A 17341-nucleotide genomic window follows, 5' to 3' on the forward strand; every position below is an offset into this window, starting at 1 on the left:
GTGGGGCCGCAGCGCGTGCCGTACGCCGCGACAGCGCGCTCCGGGCCCGGCAAGCTGGAGGTCCGGACCGTGTACCCGTACGCCGTACCTCGTACGCCGCACGGCGCCGACAGCGACAGCGACAGCGACGAAGGACCGTGACCATGACCGGTGGCACCCGCGAGGGCATCGACCTCACCCGCGTCCTCGACGCCCCGCAGCAGCGGGTCTTCGCGGCCTGGACGTCACCGGAGGACTTCGCCGCCTGGTACGGAGGTGAGGCGGACGTCCCGCTGGACCGGGTGGCGATGGACGTACGGCCCGGGGGCTCGTGGAGCCTGGTCATCGTGATGCCGGGCGTCGAGATGCCCTTCCACGGGGTCTACCGCGAGGTCAGTGAACCCGACGGGCTCGTCCTCACGCTGAAGGACGGCTCCGCCCCCGAGGACACCGAAGGCGAGACCGTGACCGTCACCTTCAGCGACCTCGGGGGCGGCCGGACCGAACTGGCCTTCCAGCAGCGCGGCGGGAACCTCACCCCCGAGCAGTACGCGGCGGCCGAGGACGGCTGGGAGGCCTTCTTCGACGCCCTCGCCGCCCGACTCGCCGCCCGCCCCTGACGCGGTTCCCCTACGCCAGCGGAAGCGCCGCGAGCTGCGCGATCACCCAGGTCAGCGGGGCGAACAGGGCCAGCAGCGCGCCCGCCCGCAGCAGCGTCGCCCGGCGCAGCGTGGCCGCGGGGGCGCCCATCCTGAGCAGCGCCTGCGCCGTATGGGCCCGGGCGTGCTTGGCCTCCAGCGCCGAGGTCAGCAGCGTCGCCGTCGTGCAGCCGAGGACCAGCACCGCGCCGAGTGCGGTGAGCGGACCGTACGGGCGCTCATCGCCCCCGTACAGCGCCGAAGCGGCGACCGCGGCGGACACCACCGCGCAGACGATGCCGAGCGGGCGGCCGATCCGGCGCGCCTCGTCCATCAGGACCCGGCCCGCCAGCAGCCGTACGGCCCCGGGGCGCACCGCCTGCAAGGCCCGGCCGCACAGATACGTCAGGCTCGGTCCGGCCATCGCCAGCCCGACCGCGGTCAGCGTCCACCCGACCAGCACCGCCACCGGGGTGGAGTCGTACCGTCCGGGCAGCGGGAACGCGTTCCCCGACGCACCCCGTGAGGCGATCGCCTCGACCGCGAGTCCGGCCGCCGTCAGCGCCACGCCCCAGGGGAGCCCGGCCGGGGCCGGTGCGGGCTCCGGCAGCTCCTCGGAGCCGAAGGTGTCGCGCGCCGGGTCGGGCCGTGACCGCAGCGCCAGCGCGCTCGCCGTCGACGCGGCCACCGGCACGAGCGCCAGCAGCATCAGGGCGGCGGCCGGCGGCAGCGGGGTGCCCGCGCCGAGGAACTCCGCCGCGCCCCCGTCGAACGGCATCCCGGTCAGGTCGCCGCGCAGATGGAGGAAGAAGAGCAGCGCCACGACGGAGCCGAGCGTGGTCGACACGGCCGTGGAGACCGCGGCCAGGGCGGACAGCCGGACCGGGCCGAGGCCCAGCGAGGAGAGGCCCGGCCGGGGCCGGGTGCTCGGGTCGGTCCGGGCCACCGCCACGGCGAACTGCACGGTGGCGGCCAGCGGCACGAAGCACCACAGCAGCCGCAGCACCGAACCGGCGGACGCCGGGTGCGCGGCGGCGTACCCGAGGGCGCACAGGAGGAGGAATCCGACACCGGCCGACGCGGCGGCCACGAGCAGCCGCCGGACCTGGACGAGGGGATGGGAACCGCGGGCTAGACGGAGAGCGAGCACGCCGCGCGGCCCTCCGCTTCCGGTTTCGAAGGCAGGGTGACGGTGGCGACGCAGCGGCCGTCCAGCAGGGGCACGGTCCGGTCGGCGAGCGCCGCGACCTCCGCGTCATGGGTGGCCAGCACGACGGTGATGCCGTGCGAGCGGGCCGCCGTGGTGAAGGTGCGCAGCACCTGCGCGCGGTCCGCCCGGTGCAGGGTCGCGGTGGGCTCGTCCGCGAAGATCACGGTCGGGGCGCCGCACAGGGCGCGGGCCACGGAGATCCGCTGGCGCTGCGCCTGGAGCAGGGCGTGCGGCCGCTTCTTGGCGAACGGGGCGATGTCCAGGCGCTCCAGCCACTCCGTGGCGGCCTTCCTGGCGGCCCGGTGCGACACGCCGCGCAGCAGCAGGGGCAACGCGGTGTTCTCCCAGACGGTCAGCTCCGGGACCAGCTCGGGATCGGCGGAGATCCAGCCGAAACGCTCCCGGCGCAGCTGTTCGCGGACCCGGGGGGCCATGGTGTGGACGGGGACGCTGTTGAACCAGACCTCGCCCTCCTGGGGCACGAGCCGGCCCGAGAGGCAGTGCAGCAGCGTCGTCTTGCCGCTGCCGCGCGGGCCGGTGACGGCGAGGATCTCCGCGTCCCGGACGCCGATGGAGACACCGCCGAGACCGGGCGATCCATTGTGGGAGTGGTGCAGTGAACGCGCCCAGATCACGTCGTTGTCCGGCGGGGCCACCATGGCGTACACCTCGGTTCAGGTCAGATTTCCCGTCCCCCGTACGGGGGAACGAAGACGCGGCCGATCGGTCACTGGGCACCGTAGATAGTCGGACCGGTCCGGGAGCACAGCACGCGGCCCGGATGCGCCCCTTGTCACTCGAAGGGGCGCATCCGGGCCGCGTGGACCGATGAAATGACCGCTGGGCGGCTATCGGCCGGGGCACCTGGTGGCGGTCAGAGCTTCGTCCAGGCCTCCGTGAGGACGGTCCGCAGGATGCCCTCGATCTCGTCGAACGTGGACTGGTCGGAGATCAGCGGCGGGGCGAGCTGGATGACCGGGTCGCCTCGGTCGTCGGCCCGGCAGTAGAGACCGTTCTCGAACAGCGCCTTGGAGAGGAAGCCGTACAGGACGCGCTCGGTCTCCTCGTCGGTGAACGTCTCCTTGGTCGCCTTGTCCTTCACCAGCTCGATGCCGTAGAAGTACCCGTTGCCGCGGACGTCGCCGACGATCGGCAGGTCGTGCAGCTTCTGGAGCGTGGTGAGGAAGGCGTTCTCGTTGTCGAGGACGTGCTGGTTGAGGTTCTCGCGCTCGAAGATGTCGAGGTTGGCGAGGCCCACCGCGGCGGAGACCGGGTGGCCGCCGAAGGTGTAGCCGTGCAGGAAGGTGTTGCCGCCCTCGTAGAACGGCTCCGCGATCCGGTCCGAGACGATGCAGGCGCCGATCGGGGAGTAGCCCGAGGTCATGCCCTTCGCGCAGGTGATCATGTCCGGCACGTAGCCGAACTTGTCGCAGGCGAAGATCGTGCCGAGCCGGCCGAAGGCGCAGATGACCTCGTCGGAGACGAGCAGCACGTCGTACTTGTCGCAGATCTCGCGGACCCGCTGGAAGTAGCCGGGCGGCGGCGGGAAGCAGCCGCCCGCGTTCTGCACGGGCTCCAGGAAGACGGCCGCGACGGTCTCGGGGCCCTCGAAGAGGATCTCCTGCTCGATCTGGTCGGCGGCCCAGCGGCCGAAGGCCTCCGGGTCGTCGCCGAAGAGCGGGGCGCGGTAGATGTTGGTGTTCGGCACCTTGTGAGCGCCGGGGACCAGCGGCTCGAAGGGGGCCTTCAGAGCCGGGAGGCCGGTGATGGACAGCGCGCCCTGCGGGGTGCCGTGGTAGGCGACGGCCCGCGAGATCACCTTGTACTTGGTCGGCTGGCCCTTGAGCTTGAAGTACTGCTTGGCCAGCTTCCAGGCGGTCTCGACGGCCTCGCCGCCACCGGTGGTGAAGAAGACCTTGTTGAGGTCGCCCGGGGCGTAGTCGGCGAGCCGCTCGGCCAGCTCGACCGCCTTCGGGTGGGCGTAGGACCACACCGGGAAGAAGGCGAGCTCCTGGCCCTGCTTGTACGCCGTCTCGGCGAGCTCGTGACGACCGTGACCCGCGTTGACCACGAACAGGCCGGAGAGGCCGTCCAGGTAGCGCTTGCCCTTGTCGTCGAAGATGTACGTTCCCTCGCCACGCACGATGGTGGGAACGGGCGCGTTCTCGTAGTCCGACATGCGGGTGAAGTGCATCCACAGGTGGTCGTACGCGGTTCGGCTGAGGTCCTTGCTCACGGCTATCGGGTTCCCCACATATAGGTCTGCTTCTTGAGCTTCAGGTAAACGAAGCTCTCGGTGGAGCGCACGCCGGGAAGGGTCCGGATGCGTTTGTTGATCGTCTCCAGCAGGTGGTCGTCGTCCTCGCAGACGATCTCCACCATCAGGTCGAAGGAGCCCGCGGTCATGACCACGTACTCGCACTCGGCCATGGCCGACAGGGCTTCGGCCACCGGATCGAGGTCGCCCTCGACATTGATGCCGACCATCGCCTGGCGCCGGAGTCCCACGGTGAGGGGGTCCGTGACGGCGACGATCTGCATCACGCCCTGGTCGAGCAGCTTCTGGACGCGCTGGCGCACAGCCGCTTCGGAGAGGCCCACGGCCTTGCCGATCGCGGCGTACGGACGCCGTCCGTCCTCCTGGAGCTGCTCGATGATTGCGAGGGAGACGGCATCGACCGCCGACGGCGATCCGTTCCCTGTCCTGGAGTCTGCGCTGCGACTGGCCACGCACCCACCATGCACCGCTCCTCGTCTGTCTCGCAACCCCAGATCGATGAAATTCGTTGAGAGAGTGCTCGGAGTCGACTGAATCCGAAGTTGGAGGCGGTTGGGTATGTCGAAAGCGTCGCCGAAGCGATTAAGGTGGATGTCTCACCCATCGGACAGCCGACAGGAGGGGTGGTTGTGACCACCGAGGTGCGCCGTCTGCGCAACTACATCAACGGAGAGTTCCGGGACGCCGCGGACGGGCGGACCATCGATGTGGTCAGCCCGGTGACGGAAGAGGTCTACGCAACCTCGCCGCTCTCGGGCCAGGCCGACGTCGATGCCGCCATGGAGGCCGCAGCGGCGGCCTTCCCCGCCTGGCGCGACACCACGCCCGCCGAGCGCCAGAAGGCCCTGCTGAAGATCGCCGACGCCTTCGAGGAGCGGGCCGAGGACCTCATCGCCGCCGAGTCGGAGAACACCGGCAAGCCGATCGGCCTCACCCGCAGCGAAGAGATCCCGCCGATGGTGGACCAGATCCGCTTCTTCGCGGGGGCCGCCCGCCTCCTGGAGGGCCGCTCGGCCGGCGAGTACATGGAGGGCCTGACCTCCATCATCCGCCGTGAGCCGGTCGGCGTCTGCGCCCAGGTCGCGCCGTGGAACTACCCGATGATGATGGCCGTGTGGAAGTTCGCCCCGGCGCTCGCCGCGGGCAACACGGTCGTCATCAAGCCGTCCGACACCACCCCGGCGTCGACGGTCCTCATGGCCGAGATCATCGGGCAGATCCTGCCCAAGGGCGTCTTCAACGTCCTGTGCGGCGACCGGGACACCGGCCGCGCCATGGTCGAGCACCCGGTCCCGGCGATGGCCTCCATCACCGGCTCGGTACGGGCCGGCATGCAGGTCGCCGAGTCCGCCGCCAAGGACGTCAAGCGCGTCCACCTGGAGCTCGGCGGCAAGGCGCCCGTCGTGGTCTTCGAGGACGCCGACATCGCCAAGACGGTCTCGGGCGTCTCCGAGGCGGGCTTCTTCAACGCGGGCCAGGACTGCACGGCCGCCACCCGCGTCCTGGTCCACGAGTCGATCCACGACGAGTTCGTCAGCGCGCTCGCCAAGGCCGCCGCCGACACGAAGACCGGGCAGCCGGACGACGAGGACGTGGCGTACGGCCCGCTGAACAACGCCAACCAGCTGAAGCAGGTCAGCGGCTTCATCGAGCGGCTTCCCGCCCACGCCAAAGTCGAGGCGGGCGGCCACCGGGTCGGCGACAAGGGCTACTTCTACGCCCCGACCGTCGTCTCCGGCCTCAAGCAGGACGACGAGATCATCCAGAACGAGGTCTTCGGCCCCGTCATCACCGTCCAGTCCTTCACCGACGAGGACCAGGCCGTCACGTACGCCAACGGCGTCGAGTACGCGCTCGCCTCCTCGGTCTGGACGCAGAACCACGCCCGCGCCATGCGCATGTCCAAGAACCTCGACTTCGGCTGCGTGTGGATCAACACCCACATCCCGCTGGTCGCCGAGATGCCGCACGGCGGGTTCAAGAAGTCCGGCTACGGCAAGGACCTCTCCGCGTACGGCTTCGAGGACTACACCCGCATCAAGCACGTCATGACGTCCATCGAGGACTGATCCGCGAATCGTCGTCGCGGTCGTACGGCCCCGGGCTCAGGCCCGGGGCCGTACGCGTGTCTGGACAGGGTGTTCGGGGCGGACCGGCTCGGCTGGACGCTTGGTCCATTGTCCGCGCGGGCGCCGACCGGCATTCTGCGCGGGTGCGAGCGATCAGGAAGAACCCCATGTCCCGCCGTTCCCTGCTGCGCGCCTTCGGGGCGGGAGCGGCCGGCGCCACCCTGGCCGGCTGCGGGGTGCCCGCGGCGTTCGTCGAGCCGGGGGACCGCGCCGGGCACGACAGTTCGGCCACCGACCACACCCTGCACTTCGCCAACTGGCCGCTCTACATCGACACCGACGACGAGGACGAGTCCAGGCGCCCCACCCTGGACGCCTTCTCGCAGCGGACCGGGATCTCCGTGACGTACACCGAGGAGATCAATGACAACGACGAGTTCTTCGGGAAGATCAGCCCCGCGCTGATGAACCGCCAGCAGACCGGCCGGGACCTGATCGTCATCAGCGACTGGATGGCCGCCCGCTTCGTCCGGCTCGGCTGGGTCCAGGAGATGGACCGGGCGAAACAGCCCAACGTCGCCAAGTACCTCGACCCCCAACTGCGCACCCCCGCCTTCGACGAGGGGCGCCGTCACAGCGTCCCCTGGCAGTCCGGCATCACCGGCATCGCGTACAACCGCAAGAAGCTCGGCCGCGAGATCCGCTCCACGGGCGACCTCTGGGCGGACGACCTGCGCGGCCGGGTCACCCTGCTCTCCGGGCTCGACGAGTCGTTCGCGCTGCTGATGCAGGGCAACGGCGTCGACATCACCCGGTGGACGGCCGACGACTTCCACGAGATCTGCGAGCAGACCGAGAAGCGGGTCCGCGCGAGGCACATCCGGCGCTTCACCGGCAACGACTACATCAAGGACCTCGCCACCGGCGATGTGCTCGCCTGTCAGGCCTACTCCGGCGACGTCATCCAACTCCAGGCCGACAACCCGGACATCGAGTTCGTCGTGCCCGAGGAGGGCGCCGAACTGTGGGCGGAATCCCTGATGATCCCCAACCTCGCCCGCCACAAGCGCAACGCGGAGAGGCTGGTGGACCACTACTACGAACCCGAGGTCGCCGCCGAACTCGCCGCCTGGGTCAACTACGTCTGTCCGGTCCCCGCCGCCCGCGATGTCCTCGCCTCCTCCAAGGACGAGGAGACGGCCGCACTCGCCGAGGATCCCCTGATCTTCCCCGACGACGCGATGCGCGAACGGCTCGCCATCGCCCGCGACATCACCTCCGAGGAACGGATGGACTTCGCCAAGAAGTGGAACGGCATCGTCGGCTTGTGAAGCGGTAACAGGGGTGCCGTAAAGGGGCGGTAAACCCGGGCGTACGCTGCGCATATGAGCGAAAGACAGGCCCTCACACGGGGGATACGCAGGTGGCTGGTCTTCTTCATCGTCTGTCTGGTGCTGAGCGGGCTCACGGCCTTCCCGCTCGTCACCGAACTCCGCTGGACGGAGGAGCTGCTGAGCGCCTCCGCCTCCCCGGTCCCCGAGCACTTCCCCGGTCTGATGGAGTGGATCACCCGGGTCAGCGAAGGGCTCGACACCATCGACCGCGAGCAGCCCTTCATGCTGTACGGCACCGACTGGCTGGCCTTCGCCCACCTGGTCATCGCGGTCGCCTTCTACGGCCCCTACCGCGACCCGGTCCGCAACATCTGGGTCATCGAGTTCGGCATGATCGCCTGCGCCGGGATCATCCCGCTCGCCCTGATCTGCGGCCCGATCCGCGGCATCCCGTTCTGGTGGAGCCTCATCGACATGTCCTTCGGGGTCTTCGGCGTCATCCCGCTGCTGATCGTCCGCCGCATGATCAAGCGGCTGGAGGTGCTGGAGCGGACGGCCGCCGCGAACCCGGCGCCCGTTCCCGCGGGCGCCTGAGGTTCTCCCGATGACCGCCTGAGCCCCACGCCCCTCCCGGTGACGGCTCGGGTCAGGCCGCGGGCGGCGGGCCGAAGGCGGCCACCACGATACCCATCGCCGTGGCGTTGATGTCCCTCCCCTTCGCGTCCGTCGCGCCGACGCTGTAGACCAGCGTCCGGGAGAGGTCACGCGTGGCCGCCACGGCGGTGTTGTACCCCCAGCGGCCGCCGGTCTTGCCCCAGACCTGGCGGCCGCCCAGGGTGAGCACCGAAAGACCGGCGCTGAACTGCGCCGGTTTCCCGGATCCGTAGGTCCGTACCGAGGCATCGGGCAGCGTGAACATCTCCTCCAGCAGCGGCCCGCGCACCACCCGCCCGCCGAACAGGGCGGTGGTGAAGCGCTCCAGATCAGCGGTGGTGGAGATGATGTCCCCCGCTGCCCACCCGTCGGTCGGCCCCCAGACCGTGACATCCCGCAACTCCACATCCCCGTCCGGCGCCGCGAAGATCTGGTAGCCGCGGTTGTGTGGGCCGCGAATCCGGGGGTCGGAGCCGGGGAAGTACGTGGACCGCAGGCCGAGCGGGCGCAGGATGCGGTCCGCGACCTCCCGCTCGTAGGTGCGCCCGGTCACCCGCTCGATCAGCAGACCCAGCACCGTGTAGTTGATGTTGAGGTAGTGCTGGCTGGAGCCCGGCGCGAACTCCCGCATCTTCGCCGTAGCGGAGGCCACCATGGAGTGCGGTGTGTGGACGTCGAAGCGGTGCGCGTACCACTCCTCCAGGTTCGCGCCCGGCAGGTCCGCCGCGGGGATGCCGCTGGTGTGGTTGAGCAACTGGCGTACGGTCACCTGCCCGTACGAGGCCGGGATCAGGTCCGGCAAGTAGTGCCGGGCGCTGCGGTCCAGGGACAGCCTCCGCTCGCCCGCCAGTTGCAGTACCGCGGCTGCCGTGAACACCTTGGTCACCGAGCCCGCGCGGAAGCGGGCCGCAGGGTCCGCCGGCCGGCCCGAGGGCAGATCGTGCAGCCCGGCGCTGCCGCGCCACGCCCCGGAGGTACCGCCGACCCGGACGAGCGCCGCGACGGCGTCCTGGCGCGGCAGCCCGTCGATCGCGGCGCGCAGGGCCCGGGCGTCCGGAGCGTCCTGGGAGCAGGGTGCCCCGGACGCCGCCGGACGGGAGCCCGGAGCGCGGTCGGCGGGGGCGTCGGCGGAAACGGTGCCGGCGGTCCCGCCGGCGATGCCGAGGACCAGAGCGGTTGCCAGGAGCGTGCGGACAGATCTGCTCACCGGGTGCCTCCGAGAAAGAGAAGTCGTCAACGGCGTGTCGACTTCATCCTGTTGGAGTGGCCGCCCCGGCGGATCACCCGCCCGGGCGGTCCTGGGCGGGGGTGCGGCTCCCGCGTCCGGGGGAGGGCGCGACGGTGGCTCCCCCGTCCGAGGGAGCCACCAACCCGGTCTCGTAGGCGCAGATGACGGCCTGGATGCGGTCGCGCAGCCCCAGCTTGGCCAGCACATGGCCCACATGGGTTTTCACCGTGTGCTCGCTGACCACGAGGGCTGCCGCGATCTCCGCGTTGGACAGGCCCCGCGCCAGGTGCAGCAGGGTCTCCCGCTCCCGGGCGGTCAGGACCTCCAGCCGGCCGGCCGACGGCGCGGGCCTGCCCGCCGGGCGCGCGGTGTACTCGGCAATCAGCCGCCGGGCCACCGACGGGGCGACCAGCGACTCCCCGGCGGCCACCACCCTCACCGCGTGCACCAGATCGTCCCGCCGCACATCCTTGAGCAGAAAGCCGCTGGCGCCCGCGTGCAGCGCCTCGTACACGTACTCGTCCGCGTCGAACGTGGTCAGCATGATCGTCCGGCAGGCCCCCGAGGCGGCGATCTCCCGGCACGCCGCGATGCCGTCCAGTACCGGCATCCGGATGTCCAGCAACGCGATGTCCGCCCCGAACCGGCCCACCGCCGCCACGGCCTGCGCGCCGTCCCCCGCCTCCGCCACCACCTCGATGCCGGGCTGGGCGTCCAGGATCATCGCGAAGCCGCTGCGCACCAGCTCCTGGTCGTCGGCGACCACCACCCGGATCGTCATGCCCGCACCCCTTCCGGTCCGGGGGCGAGCGGTAGTCCGACGAGCAGCTCGAAGCCCCGGCCGCCGGGGCCGCCACCGGTCCGCACGGTGCCGCCGTGCGCGGCGGCCCGCTCCCGGATCCCGATCAGCCCGAGCCCCTGGGTGGCCCCGGGCCCCTGCCCGTCGTCCCGCACCGTGATCGTCAACTCTCGCTCCCCGTACTCCATTTCCACGTCCACGCGATCGGCCCGCGCATGCTTGACGACGTTCGTCAGCGCCTCCTGCACGATCCGGTACACCGTCGCCCCGGTGTCCTGCGGCAGCGCCCGGACCGTCCCGGTCGTCGTGAGGGCGACCTCCGGGCCGCCGCCGCTTACCCGCGCCAGCAGGGCCGGCAGCTCCGCGGGCCCCGGCTGCGGCGAACGGGGCGCGGCCACCTGCCCGGGGCCGTCCTCGCGCAGCACCCCGAGCATCCGGCGCAACTGCACCATCGCGTCCCGGCCCGTCTCCGAGATCGCGTCGAACGCGGCCTCCGCACGCTCGGGGGCGGTGCGGACCGCCACCGGACCGGCCTCCGCCTGCACGATCATCAGGCTCACCGCGTGCGAGAGTATGTCGTGCATCTCCCGCGCGATCCGGGCCCGTTCCCGCGCCGCGGCCCCCTCCGCTTCGATCCGCCGGCCCAGCTCCGCCTGGAGCGCCCGGTCCTCCACCGCCGCCACATAGGCCTTACGGGTGTGGCTCAGCCGCCCGAAGGCGTAGGCGGCGCCGAACACGAAGAGCGAGAACAGCAGCTCCCGGGCCTCGCCCGTGTTCCACGCCACCGACGGGAACACCGCCGCGCCGACCAGCACAGCGACGGCCAACCGGGCGCGTGGCGGCGACAGTTCGGCCACCGTGTAGAAGGTCACGAGACCGGCGTACGGCAGCGGCTGCCCCGGACCGTCGACAGCCAGCGTGTACAGCGCGCCGGCCGCGAGCGTCGCCAGCAGCACGGCGACCGGCGCGTGCCGCCGCGCGACCAGCGGCAGCACGGTCAGGGTCGTCAGACCGTACGCGCCCCAGGTGGCCTCCGGCAGCTCTGGTGCGCGCGGCACGACGAACGGCATGGTCACCGCCGCCTGCACCGCGAGGGTGATCCACAGATCGACGGCCCACGGCCCGCGCAGCCGAGCCGGCAGGCCCGCGCAGCGCATCACGGCTTCCGGGCCACCACACCGAACTGCGCGACCTCCGGCTCCCGCGGGTTCGTCCGCCAGCGGGAGCAGGAGACGATCCCCGGCTCCAGGATCTCCAGGCCGACCAGGAACGAGGCGAACTCCTCGCGGCTGCGGGCGGTGATCGGCGGAGTGGCGTTCTCGTTCCAGAAGCGCATCGCCGCCTCGTTGCCCTCGCCGCCCAGCTCCAGCGTCGGGTGGGTCAGCACCAGGTGGCTGCCCGACGGCACGGCCGCCATCAGCGTCCGCACGATGGACCGGGCCTCGTCCGTGTCCAGCACGAAGTTCAGGATGCCGAGCATCATCACCGCGACCGGTCGGCCCAGGTCCAGGGTGGGTTCGGCGGCCCGCAGGATCTGCGCCGGGCGGTGCGCGTCCGCGTCGATGTACTCGGTCGCGCCCTCCAGTGAACTGGTCAGCAGCGCGCGGGCATGGGCCAGCACGATCGGATCGTTGTCGACATAGACGATGCGGGCGTGCGGCGCGGTGTGCTGGGCGATCTCATGGGTGTTGTTCCCGGTCGGCAGCCCGGTGCCGATGTCGAGGAACTGGTCGACGCCCGCGTCGCCCGCCAGATGGCGCACCGCCCGGCCGAGGAACGCCCGGTCCGCGCGAGCCACTTCACCGATGCTCGGGTACATCCCGGTGACCCGGTCGCCCACCGCCCGGTCCACCGGGTAGTTGTCCTTGCCGCCCAGCCAGTAGTTCCACACCCGCGCGTTGTGCGCGACGTCGGAACGTATCCGGGCGGGGGCTGTCTGCGGGCGGGGGTCCATGAGGTCAACTCCTCGGTGACGGAGGGTTCCGCGTGCCGCGTGGGGTGGGTGCGGCGGCGGGCAGTGCGGGCTCTCGCGAGGCCCTGCGGGCCCTCCCATCATGCCGGACCGATCAAGAGCCCCCGCGCCCGGGTGAGTTGGCGAGGAGCCGATGGAGGGTGTCGATCCGGTTGGTGGTGATCGAGTCGACGCCCCGGTCGATCAGCCGGCGCATCGTGCGCTTCGTGTCGGCCGTCCACGCGGAGACGAGCAGCCCGTCCCGGTGCGCCCGGTCCGTCAGCTCCCGGCTGACCAGCCCGAAGCGGTAGTTCAGCCAGCGCGGCCTCACCGCGGCCAGCAGCTCCGGGCGCGGCGGGGCCAGGGTGTTCCAGGTCAGGGCGATCTCGGCGGACGGGTCGGCGGCGCGCACCCGCAACATCGCGTCCGAGTTCGCGCAGTAGTAGGCCCGCTCGCCCGCTCCGCACTCGCGGACCGTCCCCACGATCTTCCTCACCGAAGCGTCCGTGGAGCCGGGCAGGTCCACCATCACCCGGTGCGCCCCGGCGGCGAGCAGCGCCTCGCGGAGCGTGGGCACCCCGCCGCCGGTCAGCTCCGTCAGCTCCGCGTGGTCCAGCCGGTCCACGCGCCGGTCATGGCCCCACAGCCGCTCCAGCGTCGCGTCGTGCAGCAGGACCGGCACCCCGTCGCGGGTCACCCGTACGTCGATCTCGACCGCGTCCGCCCCCCGTTCGAAGGCGGAGCGGATCGAGGGCAGGGTGTTCTCGCGGGCGAGATACGGATCGCCGCGGTGGGCCACGGCGGTGACGCGGGTTACGGTGTCGGCCATGAGGCCATTGTGACGACCGGGGTCAGCGGCCGGGGGCCCGGAGCCAGTTCGCCGTGTACGTGTCGATCTCCTCGGCCAGCTTCCGCTTGCCCGCCGGGTCCAGGAACGAGGCCTCCACGGCGTTCTTCGCGAGGCCCGCGATACCGCGCTCGTCCAGCTCCAGCAACCGCGCGGCCACCGCGTACTCGTTGTTGAGATCCGTGCCGAACATCGGCGGGTCGTCGCTGTTGACCGTCACCAGCACGCCCGCCTGGACCATCTCGCGGATCGGGTGGCGCTCGATGTCGGTGACCGCGCGCGTGGCGATGTTCGACGTCGGGCAGACCTCCAGGGCGATCCGGTGCTCGGCCAGGTGCTCCAGCAGCTTCGGGTCCCGCACGGAGCTGGTGCCGTGGCCGATGCGCTCGGCGCGCAGCGCGGTCAGCGCGTCCCAGATCGTCTGCGGCCCGGTGGTCTCCCCGGCGTGCGGCACGGAGTGCAGGCCCTCGGCGATGGCCCGGTCGAAGTAGGGCTTGAACTGCGGGCGGTCCACCCCGATCTCGGGCCCGCCGAGCCCGAAGGAGACGAGCCCCTCGGGCCGGTGCTCCACCGCGAGCCGGACGGTCTCCTCGGCCGACTGGAGCCCGGCCTCGCCCGGGATGTCGAAGCACCAGCGCAGGACCACGCCCAGCTCGGCCTCCGCGGCCTTGCGGGCGTCCTCGATGGCCTCCATGAAACCGACCTCGGGGATACCCCGGCGGGTCGAGCTGAACGGGGTCACGGTCAGCTCCGCGTACCGGATGTTCTGCCGGGCCATGTCCCGCGCCACCTCGAAGGTGAGCAGCCGGACGTCCTCGGGGGTGCGGACCAGGTCCACCACCGACAGGTAGACCTCGATGAAGTGCGCGAAGTCGGTGAAGGTGAAGTAGTCGGCCAGCGCCTCCGGGTCCGTGGGGACCTTGGAGTCCGGGTGGCGGGCGGCCAGCTCCGCGACGATCCGGGGCGAGGCCGACCCGACGTGGTGGACATGGAGCTCGGCCTTGGGCAGCCCGGCGATGAAGGGGTGCGGATCGGTCATCGGAATTCTCCCGGTTCGGCGTGACATCGGCCGGGCGGGCCGGCCGCACCGATCATCGCAGGCGGGGTCCGGGCCCGTCAGGCCTGGCCGTAGCATGACGGGACCACGATGGGGGAGGCCCATGTCAGACAACAGAGAGCAGCCCGGGGCGGGGCCGCGCCGCGCGATCCGTGGGCACCGCCGGACAGCACCAGGGTGGATCTGGGCAAGCAGGGCGGACAGACGCCGCCGCCCGCCGCGCACACGCCGCCCGCGGTCCACGACCAGCCGACCGTGACGTCGATGCCGAGCGCCGGACCGGGGGACGGCACCGGCCCGACACCCCAGGCCGGCGGCTTCGGGCCGGCGTCGGACGTACCGCCGCCGCCGATCGGCCCGAACGGCCCCGGCCACGCGGCTCCACCGCCCGCCGCGCACTACGGCTACCCGGCCCCGCCCGCGCAGCCGTACGGCGGATACCCCGGCTACGGCGCCTACGGCGTCGGACCGGCCGCCTGGGGCCCGGCGCCCAACAACGGTCTGGGCACGGCCGCCATGGTGATCGGCATCGTCTCCGTGGTCGGCTTCTGCCTCTACGGCCTCAACATCATCCTCGGTATCCTCGCGCTGATCTTCGGCATCATCGGCCTCGGCCGTGCCAAGCGCGGCGAGGCCACCAACCGGGGCATGGCGCTGGCCGGAGTCATCCTCGGCTCCGTCGGCATCGTCGTCGGCGCCGCGATCCTCGGCCTGATCATCTGGGCCGCCACGAACGCGGACAGTGACGGCGACAGCGAATACGGCGGCACCTACGACGACCCGTTCGCCACGTCGCTGGTCGTGGAGAACCGCCGCTAGAGCGGACACCCAGGGACGTCGTGTCGATCCCGGCCGGGCAGGGAAGCACTCCCGGCCCGGCCGGACGTCGTAGCGGCGGCCCGTACGAGAGGCGTCGTGAGCGGCGCCCGTACGCAAGGGGCTCGGCCCCGCGCCGCACCGCAGAGGGCTCAGCCCGCCCGCAACCTCTCCCGGGCTTCCATCAGCGCGAAGCCCAGCAGATTCAGCCCCCGCCACTCCTGCGGCCGCTTCGCCCGCTCGTCGTCCGCCGCGAGCCCGATGCCCCAGATCCGGTCCAGCGGAGACGCCTCCACCAGCACCCGGTCCCCGGTGCCCAGCAGATAGCCGGCCAGCTCCGGGTCCTGCCCGAACCTGTGCACGCTGCCCGCCACCACCAGGGCGAACCGCTCCCGTATCCACACGTCCTCGTCGAAGCCGCGCACCAGCCGCCCGGCCTTCTTCGCCGCAGCCGGGCTCGTCGCGCTCACCGCCGCCGCCTCGGCCTCCGGATCGCCGAAGAGCCGCGCCTTGCCCGCCATCATCCAGTGCTCGGCGCTCGCATACGTCACCCCGTCCACCGTGAACGGCGACGGCCACCACTGGCTCAGGCAACTGGCTCCCAGCCGTCCGTCCGGGCGCGGGCGGTGCCCCCAGAACGGCAGATACTTCACCCGCCTGCCCCGCGCCACGTCCGCCAGAAGCTCATCGATCGGTCCCATGCATGTGAGTGTGGCATCCGCCACTGACACTCCGTACGGGGATTTCCGCACCGACACGACACATGGTCGACAGATTCCGTCGCGTAACCAAAAGGCAACAACGGAATCACTTGTTGGGGGCGGACCCCTCTGTCAGGATCGGCACTCAATTCACGAAGGAGCTACGCCGACCCCGCCCAGCGGGTACAGCGGCGGAGGAGAGCGTCATGAGCAACGGCTTCCAGGTTCAGGACCGCTTCGCGGAAGGTGCGCAGTACATCGGCGGCAAGCTGCTCCCCGGCACGTCCGGCCGCCACCACGACATCGTGAACCCCGCGACCGGCGAGAGCGTGCTCCGCTACGAGCTGGCGGGCACCGAGGACGTGGACGCGGCCGTCGCCGCCGCCCGCGCCGCCTTCCCCGGCTGGTCCGGCGCCACCCCCGGCGAACGCTCCGACGTCCTGCACCGCTTCGCCGCCGTCCTCGCCGAGCAGGCCGACGACTTCGCGTACGCCGAGTCCCTCCAGTGCGGCAAGCCGATCAAGCTCTCCACCGAGTTCGACGTCCCCGGCACCGTCGACAACGCCGCCTTCTTCGCGGGTGCGGCCCGCCATCTGGAGGGCAAGGCCGCCGCCGAGTACGACGGCGACCACACCTCCTACGTACGGCGCGAGGCGATCGGCGTCGTCGGCTCCATCGCCCCCTGGAACTACCCGCTCCAGATGGCCGCCTGGAAGATCCTCCCGGCCGTCGCGGCGGGCAACACCATCGTCCTCAAGCCCGCCGAACTCACCCCGCTCACCTCGCTGATGTTCGCCCAGGCCGCCACGGAGGCCGGCATCCCCGACGGGGTCATCAACATCGTCACCGGCGCGGGCAAGGAGGCGGGCGAGCACCTCGTCGGCCACCCCGACGTCGTGATGACCTCCTTCACCGGCTCCACCGCCGTCGGCAAGCGGGTCGCCGAGATCGCCACCGCCACCGTCAAGCGCCTCCACCTGGAGCTCGGCGGCAAGGCCCCCTTCGTGGTCTTCGACGACGCCGACCTGGAGGCCGCCGTCCACGGCGCGGTCGCCGGATCGCTCATCAACACCGGCCAGGACTGCACCGCCGCCACCCGCGCCTACGTCCAGCGCCCCCTCTACGACGCCTTCGTGCGGGACGTCGCCTCCCTCATGGAGACCGTCCGGCTCGGCTCACCCTTTGACGCGGCCACCGATCTCGGCCCCCTCATCAGCCACGCCCAGCGCGACCGCGTCGCCGCCTTCGTCGACCGGGCCCGCGGCTACGCCCGCGTCGTCACCGGCGGCGAAGCCCCGGGCGGCGACCTCGCCGACGGCGCGTACTACCGGCCGACCCTCATCGCGGACGCCGCCCAGGACAGCGAGGTCGTCCAGTCGGAGATCTTCGGCCCGGTCCTGGTCGTCCTCCCCTTCGACACCGACGACGAGGGCATCGCGCTCGCCAACGACACCCCGTACGGACTGGCCGCCTCCGCCTGGACCCGCGACCTGTACCGCGCGAACCGCGCCACCCGCGAGATCCAGGCGGGCTGTGTGTGGGTGAACGACCACATCCCGATCCTCTCCGAGATGCCGCACGGCGGATACAAGGCCAGCGGCTTCGGCAAGGACATGTCGGCGTACTCCTTCGAGGAGTACACGCAGGTCAAGCACGTCATGTACGACAACACGGCGGTCGCCCGCAAGGACTGGCACCGCACGATCTTCGGGGACCGATAGCAGCTGCCGCACCAGCGGGCCCCGTCCACGGCGACGGGCCCCGGCGGCCTCCCACCCGA

The 17341-nt window shown here is 71.6% G+C and carries 18 protein-coding genes; 7 read left to right on the forward strand and 11 right to left on the reverse strand.

Annotation, left to right across the window (positions count from 1 at the left end; translation table 11 throughout):
• Together CCZ36_RS34915 and CCZ36_RS26610 are read left to right on the forward strand one after the other, a co-directional pair.
• Window positions 1–141, forward strand: coding sequence for a hypothetical protein (locus tag CCZ36_RS34915; protein ID WP_164873551.1), 141 nt, complete (start codon window positions 1–3; stop codon window positions 139–141).
• A gap of 2 nt (window positions 142–143) precedes the next feature.
• Entirely contained in the window at window positions 144–599 is a 456-nt protein-coding gene (locus tag CCZ36_RS26610) for an SRPBCC family protein (protein ID WP_069739315.1), read from the forward strand.
• A gap of 10 nt (window positions 600–609) precedes the next feature.
• On the opposite strand, the gene CCZ36_RS26615 is transcribed toward CCZ36_RS26610, so the two are convergent.
• The 4 genes from CCZ36_RS26615 to CCZ36_RS26630 all read right to left on the reverse strand — a co-directional run bounded on the left by CCZ36_RS26615 (window position 610) and on the right by CCZ36_RS26630 (window position 4557).
• Window positions 610–1767 carry a hypothetical protein gene (locus tag CCZ36_RS26615; protein ID WP_069739314.1) on the reverse strand — a complete coding sequence of 386 codons (1158 nt, stop codon included), beginning with the start codon at window positions 1765–1767 and terminating at the stop codon, window positions 610–612.
• Window positions 1749–2486, reverse strand: coding sequence for an ABC transporter ATP-binding protein (locus CCZ36_RS26620; RefSeq protein ID WP_069739313.1), 738 nt, complete (start codon window positions 2484–2486; stop codon window positions 1749–1751). The genes CCZ36_RS26615 and CCZ36_RS26620 overlap by 19 nt, the downstream gene beginning before the upstream one ends.
• Window positions 2487–2701: 215 nt before the next feature.
• Window positions 2702–4081 (reverse strand): aspartate aminotransferase family protein, encoded by a 1380-nt coding sequence (locus CCZ36_RS26625; RefSeq protein ID WP_079134285.1) that lies wholly within the window; start codon window positions 4079–4081, stop codon window positions 2702–2704.
• A complete protein-coding gene (locus tag CCZ36_RS26630) occupies window positions 4066–4557 on the reverse strand; it encodes an Lrp/AsnC family transcriptional regulator (protein ID WP_069739311.1) in 492 nt (163 codons plus the stop codon). The genes CCZ36_RS26625 and CCZ36_RS26630 overlap by 16 nt, the downstream gene beginning before the upstream one ends.
• 177 nt (window positions 4558–4734) lie before the next feature.
• On the opposite strand from CCZ36_RS26630, the gene CCZ36_RS26635 reads away from it, so the two are divergent.
• From CCZ36_RS26635 to CCZ36_RS26645, 3 genes are all read left to right on the forward strand, one after another.
• A complete protein-coding gene (locus CCZ36_RS26635) occupies window positions 4735–6174 on the forward strand; it encodes a gamma-aminobutyraldehyde dehydrogenase (protein WP_128818718.1) in 1440 nt (479 codons plus the stop codon).
• A 167-nt stretch (window positions 6175–6341) separates the two neighbouring features.
• Entirely contained in the window at window positions 6342–7505 is a 1164-nt protein-coding gene (locus CCZ36_RS26640; protein ID WP_128818719.1) for a polyamine ABC transporter substrate-binding protein, read from the forward strand.
• 54 nt (window positions 7506–7559) lie between these two features.
• Window positions 7560–8102: a hypothetical protein gene (locus CCZ36_RS26645; protein WP_128818720.1), complete on the forward strand. Its 543-nt coding sequence runs from the start codon at window positions 7560–7562 to the stop codon at window positions 8100–8102.
• A gap of 52 nt (window positions 8103–8154) precedes the next feature.
• Here the strand turns inward: CCZ36_RS26645 and CCZ36_RS26650 are convergent, their stop codons facing one another.
• From CCZ36_RS26650 to CCZ36_RS26675, 6 genes are all read right to left on the reverse strand, one after another.
• Window positions 8155–9369: a serine hydrolase domain-containing protein gene (locus tag CCZ36_RS26650; protein WP_128818721.1), complete on the reverse strand. Its 1215-nt coding sequence runs from the start codon at window positions 9367–9369 to the stop codon at window positions 8155–8157.
• 73 nt (window positions 9370–9442) lie between these two features.
• Window positions 9443–10171 (reverse strand): response regulator, encoded by a 729-nt coding sequence (locus CCZ36_RS26655; protein ID WP_128818722.1) that lies wholly within the window; start codon window positions 10169–10171, stop codon window positions 9443–9445.
• Window positions 10168–11346: a sensor histidine kinase gene (locus CCZ36_RS26660; protein ID WP_164873552.1), complete on the reverse strand. Its 1179-nt coding sequence runs from the start codon at window positions 11344–11346 to the stop codon at window positions 10168–10170. The genes CCZ36_RS26655 and CCZ36_RS26660 overlap by 4 nt, the downstream gene beginning before the upstream one ends.
• Entirely contained in the window at window positions 11346–12143 is a 798-nt protein-coding gene (locus CCZ36_RS26665; protein WP_128818723.1) for an SAM-dependent methyltransferase, read from the reverse strand. The genes CCZ36_RS26660 and CCZ36_RS26665 overlap by 1 nt, the downstream gene beginning before the upstream one ends.
• A 112-nt stretch (window positions 12144–12255) precedes the next feature.
• Entirely contained in the window at window positions 12256–12969 is a 714-nt protein-coding gene (locus CCZ36_RS26670) for a glycerophosphodiester phosphodiesterase (RefSeq protein WP_069739303.1), read from the reverse strand.
• Window positions 12970–12991: 22 nt separating this feature from the next.
• Window positions 12992–14026, reverse strand: coding sequence for an adenosine deaminase (locus CCZ36_RS26675; RefSeq protein WP_069739302.1), 1035 nt, complete (start codon window positions 14024–14026; stop codon window positions 12992–12994).
• A gap of 195 nt (window positions 14027–14221) precedes the next feature.
• On the opposite strand from CCZ36_RS26675, the gene CCZ36_RS26680 reads away from it, so the two are divergent.
• Window positions 14222–14863 carry a DUF4190 domain-containing protein gene (locus tag CCZ36_RS26680; protein WP_128818724.1) on the forward strand — a complete coding sequence of 214 codons (642 nt, stop codon included), beginning with the start codon at window positions 14222–14224 and terminating at the stop codon, window positions 14861–14863.
• 149 nt (window positions 14864–15012) lie between these two features.
• Here CCZ36_RS26680 and CCZ36_RS26685 read toward each other — a convergent pair whose 3' ends face one another.
• Window positions 15013–15561: an NADAR family protein gene (locus CCZ36_RS26685; RefSeq protein WP_128818725.1), complete on the reverse strand. Its 549-nt coding sequence runs from the start codon at window positions 15559–15561 to the stop codon at window positions 15013–15015.
• A 206-nt stretch (window positions 15562–15767) separates the two neighbouring features.
• Between CCZ36_RS26685 and CCZ36_RS26690 the strand changes: the two genes are divergently transcribed.
• On the forward strand, window positions 15768–17282 hold the full coding sequence (locus CCZ36_RS26690) for a gamma-aminobutyraldehyde dehydrogenase (RefSeq protein WP_128818726.1): 1515 nt from the start codon (window positions 15768–15770) through the stop codon (window positions 17280–17282).
• Window positions 17283–17341: the final 59 nt, after the last annotated feature.

Origin of the sequence: Streptomyces sp. S063, from assembly GCF_002832675.1 — a bacterium.
Taxonomy (GTDB): Bacteria; Actinomycetota; Actinomycetes; order Streptomycetales; family Streptomycetaceae; genus Streptomyces; species Streptomyces sindenensis.

What these genes read in the sequence shown, in the direction of transcription:
- CCZ36_RS26655 (WP_128818722.1), bottom strand. Translation starts at nt 10,171, where the DNA reads ATGACGATCCGGGTGGTGGTCGCCGACGACCAGGAGCTGGTGCGCAGC.
- CCZ36_RS26665 (WP_128818723.1), bottom strand. Translation starts at nt 12,143, where the DNA reads ATGGACCCCCGCCCGCAGACAGCCCCCGCCCGGATACGTTCCGACGTC.
- CCZ36_RS26610 (WP_069739315.1), top strand. Translation starts at nt 144, where the DNA reads ATGACCGGTGGCACCCGCGAGGGCATCGACCTCACCCGCGTCCTCGAC.
- CCZ36_RS26685 (WP_128818725.1), bottom strand. Translation starts at nt 15,561, where the DNA reads ATGGGACCGATCGATGAGCTTCTGGCGGACGTGGCGCGGGGCAGGCGG.
- CCZ36_RS26645 (WP_128818720.1), top strand. Translation starts at nt 7,560, where the DNA reads ATGAGCGAAAGACAGGCCCTCACACGGGGGATACGCAGGTGGCTGGTC.
- CCZ36_RS26675 (WP_069739302.1), bottom strand. Translation starts at nt 14,026, where the DNA reads ATGACCGATCCGCACCCCTTCATCGCCGGGCTGCCCAAGGCCGAGCTC.
- CCZ36_RS26670 (WP_069739303.1), bottom strand. Translation starts at nt 12,969, where the DNA reads ATGGCCGACACCGTAACCCGCGTCACCGCCGTGGCCCACCGCGGCGAT.
- CCZ36_RS26620 (WP_069739313.1), bottom strand. Translation starts at nt 2,486, where the DNA reads ATGGTGGCCCCGCCGGACAACGACGTGATCTGGGCGCGTTCACTGCAC.
- CCZ36_RS26660 (WP_164873552.1), bottom strand. Translation starts at nt 11,346, where the DNA reads ATGCGCTGCGCGGGCCTGCCGGCTCGGCTGCGCGGGCCGTGGGCCGTC.
- CCZ36_RS26690 (WP_128818726.1), top strand. Translation starts at nt 15,768, where the DNA reads ATGAGCAACGGCTTCCAGGTTCAGGACCGCTTCGCGGAAGGTGCGCAG.
- CCZ36_RS26640 (WP_128818719.1), top strand. Translation starts at nt 6,342, where the DNA reads ATGTCCCGCCGTTCCCTGCTGCGCGCCTTCGGGGCGGGAGCGGCCGGC.